The organism is Enterobacter sp. 200527-13, from assembly GCF_027924865.1.
Lineage (GTDB): Bacteria > Pseudomonadota > Gammaproteobacteria > Enterobacterales > Enterobacteriaceae > Enterobacter > Enterobacter ludwigii.
This window is the reverse complement of the sequence record NZ_BSCM01000002.1, coordinates 503,439-513,287: the sequence shown is the minus strand read 5'-3', so window position 1 is coordinate 513,287 and position 9,849 is coordinate 503,439. Positions and strand designations below refer to the sequence as shown.

Below are 9,849 nucleotides of genomic sequence, written 5' to 3'. Positions count from 1 at the left end.
TGCTCCGTTAATTAAACCATGCGCCGAGCGGTAAGGTCACATCCAGCAGGCGGTCAAAGGCAAACCACAGCAAGACCCCCATTACCGCGCCGGAAATCCCCGCCGCCGGGAGGGTGGCGTTAAACAGCATGCCGATCACCATCGTCAGGATGGCGGTTGCCACCGGAAAGCCGAGCCACTCAAAACCCCAGGCGTACATCAGCAGAACAATGACCATCACCAGCAGACGCTGCAGAATACGGCGCGGTGGCCACTCTACGGTATCCGGATGACGGAGCAGCAGGGCCACTGAGCAGAGCAGCATCAGTCCAACAATGCCCATCGGGAAGGGGCGCGGCCCCACCGGTTCATAGCTGTACTCGCTGTGGATCTGCCAGGCGACGAACATCCCACCGACGCAGAGCAGCAGCCAAATCCCGGCAAAAATACGATCGCTCATACCGCCTCCGGTTATTTGGCAAGGCCAAAGGCTTTCGCCTGTTCGCGATAGTCATTGACCTGTTTTTTGACGTACTCATCCAGCGGTTTGCCGCTCAGGTTGAACTCAAACAGCCCGCGCAGATCGCGCTGCTTTTTAAACGCTTCGGTCTGCTGGAGTTTATTGAAGGTTTCGACCCACCACTGATATTCGGCATCGGTCACTTTTGGCCCGACGAAGAAACCGCGGATAATCGGCCAGACCAGGTCATAACCCTGTTCTTTTGCGGTAGGGACGTTCGCCAGCTGGCCCGGCAGGCGGTTCTCAGAGAAGACCGCCAGCACGCGGATTTTATCGCCGTTCAGGTAGGGCACCATTTCACTGAGATCGCCGGATACCGCCTGAACGTGATTTCCCATCAGCGCCGTCACCGGTTCGCCGCCCCCTTCAAACGCCACGTAGCGCATCTTGTGAGGATCAACCTTCGCCTGCTGTGCCAGCAGGGCGGCTTTCATCCAGTCCTGGCTGCCGATGGAGGCACCGGCGCCAATCACCACGCTGTTCGGATCTTTTTCCATGGCGGTCAGCAGGTCTTTCAGGGATTTCCACGGTGAATCCGCGCGCACGGCAATCATGCCGTAGTCGGTACCGACGGTTGCCAGCCAGCGCACATCATCCACGCCGTAGCGGCCAAACTTCCCCTGAGACAAGTTCAATAGCGAGCCACCGGAGAAAGCCACCACCGTGCCGGCTTCCGCAGGGCGTTGCGCGACAATCGCGTTGTACGCAACGGCACCCACACCGCCGGGCATATAGGTCACGCGCATGGGTTTTGCGATAGCGCCGGTCTCCAGCATGCTGACCTGAATGAGTTTGCAGGTGAGATCGAAACCGCCGCCGGGTTTCGCCGGCGCGATGCACTCGGTGCGGGACGGGGCATCCTGCGCCTGAACGACAGAGGCACTTATCATCAATACGCTTGCAGCAAGAGTCGAAAGTAGTTGTTTTTTCATCGTTTATCCTCACGCCGGAGTTCCGGGAGTACGGGTACGGGTCTTTTTTCTGATTATGTGAACCACCTTGTAGCGGTTCCGTTGCGTGATTGTTAAAACAATAACCTTTCATTTCCCTTTCAATGCGACACCAACTTTACAGGATGTGATATGCGTCTCTTACTCGCGGAAGATAATCGTGAGCTGGCTCACTGGCTGGAGAAAGCGCTGGTGCAGGAGGGCTTTGCCGTGGACTGCGTTTCTGACGGGCGCGCCGCCGACCATCTGCTGCAGGGAGAAAGCTATGCGGTTGCCATCCTGGACATCGGAATGCCCGGCTTTGACGGTCTGGAGGTCGTGCATCGTCTGCGTAAACGCGGTCAGACGCTGCCCGTCCTGTTTCTCACCGCGCGCAGCAACGTGGCGGACCGGGTGAAAGGGCTCAACGCCGGGGCGGATGATTATCTGCCGAAACCGTTTGAGCTGGAGGAGCTTGACGCGCGGCTGCGCGCCCTGTTGCGCAGAAGCGAAGGGCGAACGCAGGAGCGTCAGCGCCTTGGGGAGCTGGAATATGACGACGAAGGCTTTTTCCTGCTGCGCGACGAGCCTCTGTCGCTCACGCCGCGCGAACTGTCGCTGCTGAAGGTGTTGATGCATCGCCGGACCCGGCCCGTTTCCCGGCAGCAGCTGTTCGATCAGGTGTTTAGCCTGAATGACGACGTTAGCCCGGAGAGTATCGATCTCTATATTCATCGTCTGCGCAAAAAGCTCAGCGGTAGCGGCGTGAGGGTCACCACCCTTCGCGGACTGGGTTATGTGCTGGAGTGCGGCGATGAGGTGGGTTAAGCCGCAGTCGCTTTACCTGCAACTGCTGCTGTTTCTTGGGCTTCCGTTGCTGTTGCTGTGGGGGTTGTCGGCATTTAACAGCTATGTCAGCGCATTGCAGGCGGCCACGCAGGCTTACGACCGCACGCTGTTATCCTCTGCCCGAACAATATCGGAACGGCTGGAGGTTCACGACGGCAGGCTGGGCGTGAATGTACCCTGGGTGGTGCTCGACAGCTTTGAACTCAATATGAACGACCGGCTCTATTATAAAGTGGTCGATCCCGACGGGCGGGTGATCTCTGGTTATGACGATCTGCCCCGGATGCCCCCGGCAACATCCCGCACCACGCTCTATCCGGCGCTGGCCTGGTTTTATCACACCGAATATCGCGGGCAGGCGATCCGTGTCGCGCGTCTGCTGCAGCCCGTCAATGAAGGGAATATCGTCGGCATGGCGGAGATTTATGTTGCGGAGACGCTCCAGTCCCGCCGCTATCTCGCCAGTCAGTTGCTCTTTTCATCATGGGTCTCTCAGGGATTGCTGGTGCTGCTGACCCTGGTGTTGACCGCGTGGTTGTTGCGTCGCGTACTGCGCCCAATGCGCCAGCTCTCTTCGCTGATGGTGCGTCGTGATCCAGGCCTGCTCGCGCCGCTGCCGGAGTTGTTGCCCTGGTCTGAGACCCGGCTGCTGATTGTGGCGTTCAACCGCTATATCGACAGGCTGCGCGGCGTGCTGTCGCGTCAGGAACGCTTCAACGCGGATGCCTCGCATCAGCTCAAAACCCCGCTGGCGGTGCTGAAAACCCAGGTCTCCGTTGCCCTGATGCGTCAGGATCCCGCCCTGTGGCAGGAGAGCCTGCGGGCAATGAATGCGACCCTGGATGACACCATTGTACTGACCGAACGGCTGCTGCAGCTTTCCGCGGTGAAGCGTAAGGAGCAGGGGGAGGGCCAGTTTGCGCCGGTGGATTTGGTTCAGGTGGTGCAAAACTGCTGCTTCTCCCGGCTGGCGCAGGCGCGCAGTAAAGCGATTGACCTGGGCTATGACGGTCGGCAGCAGCCGGTTATGATCGAAGGCGATGACGTGCTGCTGGGGGAGTTGTGCGCCAACCTGCTGGAGAATGCGATCAAATATACCCCTGCAGAAGGGACGGTGACCGTGTTCCTGCGAACGGACCAGGGCGCCGTTGAGCTGAGCGTGGAGGACAGTGGTCCGGGCATCGAAGAGGACCAGATCCAGCAGGCGATGCTGCCTTTCCACCGGCTGGATAACGTCGGAGATGCCGCCGGGTCAGGGATCGGGCTGGCGCTGGCCGCTGATATTGCCCGTCTGCACCGAAGTCCTTTGCATCTGACGCGCAGCGAAACGCTGGGTGGCCTGAGCGTTAAAATGCGTTTTCTGCTGCTCACGTAAAAAAACACAGGGTATCAAATCGTTACAAACTACTCGCCTGCCGCACGCAGAGTGCTTGATCCCCGGGCGACTCAGGTTAAAATCTCGCGGTTTTGGGACTTCTCTATAAAATTGTGCGGGATCACGACAATGAAAAAAGTGGCATTAGTGGGCTTAGGCCTGATGGTTGTTTCTTCGGCGGCGAACGCCATCAGCTTCAACGGCTCGGCGGGTCAGGATTATACTCACCTCGGCTTTGGCCTTGGGACCGAGACCTCCGGTCTGGCGATGACCGGCGGCTGGACACATAACGATGACGATGGCGATGCGGCAAGCCTCGGCCTGGGTCTGAACATTCCGCTTGGCCCGTTCCTGGCTACCGTGGGCGGTAAGGGGATTTACACTAACCCGAACGACGGTGATGAAGGTTACGCGGCGGCGGTAGGCGGCGGCCTGCAGTGGAAAATTGGCGATAGCTTCGGCCTGTTCGGCGAGTATTACTACTCACCGGATTCGCTCTCCAGCGGTATCGACAGCTATGAAGAAGCCAACGCGGGCGCGCGCTGGACCATCATGCGTCCGATTACGATTGAAGCAGGCTATCGCTATCTGAACCTGGCGGGTAAAGACGGCAACCGCGACAACGCACTGGCTGACGGTCCGTACGTGGGGGTCAGCGCAGGGTTCTAATCACGCCGGCGCGGCATTCTGTCGCGCCAGTTTCTCTCTTCTCCCGACATCCATTTGCGCTATAGTGTTTTGACCATATAAGCGGGAGAACACAATGATTAACGTGGAGATGTTATCCACCGGCGACGAAGTGCTGCATGGACAAATTATTGATACCAATGCTGCCTGGCTTGCCGATCTTTTCTTTGAGCAAGGATTACCGTTAACGCGCCGCAATACGGTGGGCGACAATCTTGAGTCACTGGTGAATGTGCTGCGCGAGCGTAGCGAACACGCCGACGTGTTGATTGTGAACGGCGGGCTCGGTCCCACCAGCGACGATCTCAGCGCCCTGGCCGCCGCGACCGCAAAAGGTGAAGGGCTGGTGCTGCATGAAGAGTGGCTGGCACAGATGGAGCGTTTCTTCTCCGAACGTGGCCGTGTTATGGCTCCCAGCAACCGCAAGCAGGCGGAAATTCCCGCCAGCGCCGAACTGGTCGATAACCCCGTGGGTACCGCGTGTGGGTTTGCCATTACGCTGAACCGCTGCCTGATGTTCTTCACGCCGGGCGTACCGTCAGAATTTAAAGTGATGGTCGAGCAGCAGATCCTGCCGCGCCTTCGCGAACGTTTTACCCTGCCTGAGCCTCCGCTCTGCCTGCGTCTGACCACGTTTGGCCGTTCCGAAAGCGATCTGGCCCAGAGTCTTGATCATCTCTCCCTGCCACCCGGTGTCTCAATGGGCTACCGCTCCTCCATGCCTATCATTGAACTCAAGCTGACAGGGCCGGCCTCAGAGAAGGCGGCGATGCTGGCGCTCTGGCCGGAGGTGCAGCGCGTGGCCGGTGAAAGCCTGATCTTTGAAGGCACCGAGGGGCTGCCGGCGCAGATTGCGTCACATCTGCAGTCTCGGCAGCTGAGCGTGACCTTAAGCGAACAGTTCACCGGCGGCCTGCTGGCGCTACAGCTGTCGCGCGCCAGTGCGCCGCTGTTGGCCAGTGAAGTGGTGCCGTTTCAGCAGGAAACGCTGGCGCAGACCGCGCGCTGGGCTTCGGAAAGAAGGGTGAAACATTTTGCTGGCCTGGCGCTGTTTGTGGGGGGGCTGGATGAGGAACATCTCAACTTTGCGCTGGCGACGCCGGAAGGCACGTATGCTTTGCGGGTTAAAATGAGCATTACCCGCCACAGTCTGGCGGTACGTCAGGAGGTCTGCGCCATGATGGCGCTGAACATGCTGCGCCGCTGGCTGAAGGGTAAAGAGGTGGCCAGCGAGCACGGCTGGATTAATGTTGTCGAATCGCTGTTTGTTGAGTGATGCCTTTGCCGGGGCGTTTTGCCCCGGCACGGTTTAGCCCAGCGCCTTCGCCAGCAGAGTGATCGGATGCTCGCAGCGCTTGCTGGTAGACATCTCTATCTGCCACTTACAGGTTTCGCAGTCGGTGACCACGATATCTGCGCCGCTCTCTTCAATCTGGCGAAACAGCGGGGCGCCGATCGCCTGTGACGTTTCGTAGTTTTCTCGCTTAAAGCCGTAAGTGCCCGCGATGCCGCAGCAGCGCGAGTCCAGCACCGTCAGCTCCAGCCCCGGAATGAGCCGCAACAGCTCAAGCGTATAGAGCGACCAGCCCATTTTCTCCATATGACACGGTGTGTGATACACCACTTTCAGCGGTAGTTCCCGCAGCGGCAGCGTCTGCCCGCTGTCCAGTTTGCGCCACAGGAAACGCGTCGCCAGCTCAATGTGCTCGCGCAGACCGGTGTTATCCACGTCCAGCAGGTGCGGATACTCATCACGCAGGGTGAAGGTACAGGTGGACGAGGTGGCCAGTACCGGAATTCCTTTATCAACGATGGCCTCGCGCAGGGACGTGACGTTGCTTTTGGCTTGTTTGCGCGCCTTATCGGTAAAACCGTTGGCAATCAACGGCACACCGCAGCACTTCTCTTTATTCAGGAGCTGCACGCCGGTCCCCATCGCGTTGAGTACCTTCAGCAGATCTTTTCCCAGTTGCGGGTGGTTGTAGTTGACATAGCAGCCGTGGAAGAACGCGACCTGATCGGTGTACTGCGCCTGTTCCGCTGCCACGGATGTATACCAGCGTCGGAAGGTACCGTGAGAGTATTTTGGCAGGCTGCGGTGGTGGTCTATCTTCAGCGTCGCATCCAGCAGTTTTCGCACCGGCTTGAGAGACGTTGCAGCATTCACCAGCGGGGCAAAAGGCGTGGAGACACTGCCCATCAGGTCGGTGTGACTCAGGATCGCATCGCGCAGGGACGGCTTTTGCGTGCTGTAACGCGCGCGGGCTCGCTGGATGATATCGCCAATCTTCACGTCCGACGGACAGGCCACTTCGCAACGTTTACAGTTGATGCAGTATTTCAGCGCCTCATCGTACAGCGCACCGTCTTTAAGACGCAGGCGCTCGCCGTCAGGCCCGGCCTGTTTCGGGCCCGGGTAGCGCGGATTCACACCGCTGACCGGGCAGACGGTGGTACAAACTGTGCATTTGATGCAGCTTTCAAACCGGGTATCGTTCATTGCTCAGCCTCCATGCGCTGGCCAATTTGCTCTGCCACATACAGCGCCGTGATGGCGCAGACCCCGCCGCCGCAACCCTGAGCGATAGGATCGTACCCCCCCAGAAGAGAGCCAATGGCATAGAGATTACTGACCGGCTGACCAGAACGTTGCGGGTGCAGTTGCTTATCGACAATCACGCCGAACTGCTGCCAGGGTTGTGGGGTGAAGAAATCACTCTGATACCAGTCCGCGCGGGAGGGCGTTTGCCGGACATCCAGCCCCATAATGGCCTCCTGGATGCCGTCCCGACGGCTCAGCAGCCCGTTGCTGAAGAAACTGCCGCTTGCCAGCACCGTATAACGCGCGCGAAGCGGAATATCAGCGTGATTACGCGTCCAGACTTCGCTCACCGAGCCATTCGTCAGGGTGATTTTTTTCACCTCGTCACCCGCCATCCACACGCCACCCTGAGCGATAAACCGCCGCTGAAGCTGGGTATGCAGGCGAATGCCGGGGACAGAAGGGGGAAGCGTCGGCAGCAGGCCAAGCGAGCAGGGCAGGCGATCCGAGAGCCAGCGCCAGAGCCGGTTGTCGCTTAAGCCAAAGCAGGCGGGCATAAACAGCGTGTCGCAACCTTCGGCCAGTGGCCGGAGCGCGGCATACAGCAGCGGCCATTTATCGTCGTTATCGAGAAAACGGGCAATATTCACCGCGCGAAACTCGCTCGGGTTGTCGCGCAGGACGTCAAGCTCAGGAAGCTCTATCTCAGCCGTTTGTGCGTTCACACCCTGGCGACAGAGCGATGCCGCAGCGAGGTGGGGCTGGAAATCAAGAAAACCGCTAATACCCACGACCAGGACCCGTCCTGCGTTGAAGGGGGCAACAGGCACCTCTTCCGGGCTGAGCCAGGCAGAGCGCAGGGTGCCGAGCGGAGTAACCCGATGATGATTTTTCCGGGCGTTACCCTGCAGCCGTGCGCCGCACTCGGCCAGAAGGGTTTCGGCTTCATGGGCGAAGCGGTCGACGGTGTCTCTGCCCGTCAGGTTATAGGGATGCTCTGGCGGCAGGGCATCGCGATATGCCTCATCCAGCAGATCCAGCGAACCCGACGAGAAGTGCAGTGCGCTCTGGCCCCGGGTGATGATGGCGCAGCGCAGCCCCTGCTTCGTTAGCCTGATACCACAGAGCAGACCCGCCAGCCCACCACCGACAATCACGGTATCAAATTTCATCCTGTTGCTCCTTCTCAAGACCGCACAGCCCCTGGTAGACCCAGCGGGTAAACTCGCTTTCACGCAGGGCATCACCCCAGGCGACAGGCTGAATGCCTTTCCAGCGTTCGTTCAGGAAATCACTGAGTTGTGCCAGCGACTGGGTGGCAGTGGTGGTATGAAAACGTTGTAACAACCCGGCGGCACGGCAGGCGCACAGCTCACCCTGGCAGGTGCCCATGCCCACGCGGGTGCGCCGACGTAAATCAAGCAGGCTGTTGACGGTCAGATTCTCCACGGCGTATTGCACTTCACCCGCCGTGACGGCTTCGCATTCACACACCAGGCTACGGCTCAGCCGTCCTTCCCCCAGCCAGACCGGCGTGCGGTCTCCGTGGCGATAGATGGCGGAACCGCGCAGGGGGGCGGAAAGGGAGATGATTTTTTGCAGCGTTTTCTCGGTGGACTGACGCGAGCCGGGCAGAGGTTGCTCTGCGGTCACACACCGTTCGCTATTACCCAGCTTGCGGCAGACGGCATCGGTTGCCCACTCGGCCATCAGGCGGTAGGTCATCAGCTTGCCGCCGGTGATGGTGATAAACCCGTCCAGGCCATCGCGCGCGGCGTGGTCGAGCAGCACGATGCCACGGCTGACGTTGCGCCCGCTCGGGTCGTTATCGCTCGCCACCAGAGGGCGCACGCCGGCATAGGCGCGAAGAATTCGGGTCTGCGCCATCACGGGAGCCAGCTTTTCCCCTTCGCGCAGCAGGATATCCACCTCGTCGGCGGTCACGCGGTTGTAATCAATCTCGCTATAGTCCACGTGGGTTGAGGTGGTGCCGATAAGCGAAATGGTATCGCCCGGCACCAGGATGTCGGCATCAGAAGGTTTGCGGCAGCGGTTGATCACGTGGTTGTTAATGCGGTGGTCGAGGATCAGCAGCGAGCCTTTTGCCGGGAACATGCGCACAGACAGCTCGGCGTACTCCGCGATGCGTTGCCCCCAGATCCCCGCCGCGTTGACCACCACGGCGGCGTACAGTTCGCCATGCTCCTTATACTGCGTATCAAAAACACGTACGCCGCAGACGCGGTTCCCTTCCCGGATAAGCCCGGTCACTTCCTGCCCGGTCAGAACCTGTGCGCCGTGTTCACGGGCGTCCAGCATGTTCGCGGCGGTCAGGCGGAAAGGGTCAACCGTGCCGTCCGGGACCTTCACCGCACCGATAAGGGCCGGGTTGACAGACGGTTCCAGGCGACGCGCGAGTTCGGGGTCGATGACGTCAGCCTCAATCCCTGCAGCGCGGCAGGCGGTCACAAAGGTTGGCTGAAATGAGAGATCGTCTTCGGGAAGCGTAATGAACAGACCGTTGGTCGGTTCAATGCAGTGGCGGGCAATGCGTCTGAGGATCTGGTTTTCAGCAATGCATTCCCGCGCGGATTCGGGGTCGGTCACCGCGTAACGGGCACCACTGTGTAGCAGGCCATGATTGCGCCCGGTTGCGCCCGTCGCAATGTCATGGCGCTCCAGAAGCGTGACGCTCAGCCCACGCAGGGCGCAGTCGCGTGCGATGCCGGCGCCGGTCGCGCCACCGCCAATGATAATCACATCGCTGTAGCGAGGATCGTGAATTGTCATTGTTATCCCTCTGTGTTCGTTTTTTACCATTTAGCCACATCAAAACTGTGGTTTGTTTGATTTCGAACATAAACGAACGAAATTCGAAAGTGAAACGTGATTCCATGCGCTTTTCTGCGCACATTGTCATATTTCTGTAACAATTTGTGCGTTGATTCACAGTAACAATCACCGTGAT

General features: G+C 59.4%; 9 protein-coding genes. 4 read left to right on the top strand and 5 right to left on the bottom strand.

The window, feature by feature from the left end:
• Positions 1 to 7: 7 nt before the first annotated feature.
• The gene (locus tag QMG44_RS11610) at positions 8 to 439 is read right to left on the bottom strand and encodes a tripartite tricarboxylate transporter TctB family protein (RefSeq protein WP_014170978.1); all 432 of its coding nucleotides are present in this window, start codon (positions 437 to 439) and stop codon (positions 8 to 10) included.
• A gap of 11 nt (positions 440 to 450) precedes the next feature.
• On the bottom strand, positions 451 to 1,431 hold the full coding sequence (locus QMG44_RS11605; protein WP_014170977.1) for a tripartite tricarboxylate transporter substrate binding protein: 981 nt from the start codon (positions 1,429 to 1,431) through the stop codon (positions 451 to 453).
• A gap of 150 nt (positions 1,432 to 1,581) precedes the next feature.
• Between QMG44_RS11605 and tctD the strand changes: the two genes are divergently transcribed.
• The 4 genes from tctD to QMG44_RS11585 all read left to right on the top strand — a co-directional run bounded on the left by tctD (position 1,582) and on the right by QMG44_RS11585 (position 5,615).
• On the top strand, positions 1,582 to 2,256 hold the full coding sequence (gene tctD / locus QMG44_RS11600) for a transcriptional regulator TctD (protein WP_014170976.1): 675 nt from the start codon (positions 1,582 to 1,584) through the stop codon (positions 2,254 to 2,256).
• The gene (locus QMG44_RS11595) at positions 2,243 to 3,652 is read left to right on the top strand and encodes a sensor histidine kinase (protein WP_086532273.1); all 1,410 of its coding nucleotides are present in this window, start codon (positions 2,243 to 2,245) and stop codon (positions 3,650 to 3,652) included. Before tctD ends, QMG44_RS11595 begins: the two co-directional genes overlap by 14 nt.
• Positions 3,653 to 3,781: 129 nt before the next feature.
• The gene (locus QMG44_RS11590; protein ID WP_020883156.1) at positions 3,782 to 4,321 is read left to right on the top strand and encodes a YfaZ family outer membrane protein; all 540 of its coding nucleotides are present in this window, start codon (positions 3,782 to 3,784) and stop codon (positions 4,319 to 4,321) included.
• A gap of 94 nt (positions 4,322 to 4,415) precedes the next feature.
• Positions 4,416 to 5,615 carry a nicotinamide mononucleotide deamidase-related protein YfaY gene (locus tag QMG44_RS11585; protein ID WP_014170973.1) on the top strand — a complete coding sequence of 400 codons (1,200 nt, stop codon included), beginning with the start codon at positions 4,416 to 4,418 and terminating at the stop codon, positions 5,613 to 5,615.
• A gap of 33 nt (positions 5,616 to 5,648) precedes the next feature.
• Here the strand turns inward: QMG44_RS11585 and glpC are convergent, their stop codons facing one another.
• Genes glpC through glpA form a run of 3 tightly spaced genes read right to left on the bottom strand, consistent with a single transcriptional unit; the run spans position 5,649 to position 9,671 of the window.
• Positions 5,649 to 6,839, bottom strand: coding sequence for an anaerobic glycerol-3-phosphate dehydrogenase subunit GlpC (glpC, locus tag QMG44_RS11580; RefSeq protein ID WP_020883157.1), 1,191 nt, complete (start codon positions 6,837 to 6,839; stop codon positions 5,649 to 5,651).
• A complete protein-coding gene (gene glpB / locus QMG44_RS11575; RefSeq protein ID WP_086532274.1) occupies positions 6,836 to 8,053 on the bottom strand; it encodes a glycerol-3-phosphate dehydrogenase subunit GlpB in 1,218 nt (405 codons plus the stop codon). Before glpB ends, glpC begins: the two co-directional genes overlap by 4 nt.
• Positions 8,043 to 9,671, bottom strand: a complete 1,629-nt coding sequence (gene glpA, locus QMG44_RS11570; RefSeq protein WP_032678599.1) for an anaerobic glycerol-3-phosphate dehydrogenase subunit A — start codon at positions 9,669 to 9,671, stop codon at positions 8,043 to 8,045. Before glpA ends, glpB begins: the two co-directional genes overlap by 11 nt.
• Positions 9,672 to 9,849: the final 178 nt, after the last annotated feature.

Coding starts and splice junctions, on each gene's coding strand:
- QMG44_RS11610 (WP_014170978.1), bottom strand. CDS start 439: ATGAGCGATCGTATTTTTGCCGGGATTTGGCTGCTGCTCTGCGTCGGT.
- QMG44_RS11605 (WP_014170977.1), bottom strand. CDS start 1,431: ATGAAAAAACAACTACTTTCGACTCTTGCTGCAAGCGTATTGATGATA.
- tctD (WP_014170976.1), top strand. CDS start 1,582: ATGCGTCTCTTACTCGCGGAAGATAATCGTGAGCTGGCTCACTGGCTG.
- QMG44_RS11595 (WP_086532273.1), top strand. CDS start 2,243: ATGAGGTGGGTTAAGCCGCAGTCGCTTTACCTGCAACTGCTGCTGTTT.
- QMG44_RS11590 (WP_020883156.1), top strand. CDS start 3,782: ATGAAAAAAGTGGCATTAGTGGGCTTAGGCCTGATGGTTGTTTCTTCG.
- QMG44_RS11585 (WP_014170973.1), top strand. CDS start 4,416: ATGATTAACGTGGAGATGTTATCCACCGGCGACGAAGTGCTGCATGGA.
- glpC (WP_020883157.1), bottom strand. CDS start 6,839: ATGAACGATACCCGGTTTGAAAGCTGCATCAAATGCACAGTTTGTACC.
- glpB (WP_086532274.1), bottom strand. CDS start 8,053: ATGAAATTTGATACCGTGATTGTCGGTGGTGGGCTGGCGGGTCTGCTC.
- glpA (WP_032678599.1), bottom strand. CDS start 9,671: ATGACAATTCACGATCCTCGCTACAGCGATGTGATTATCATTGGCGGT.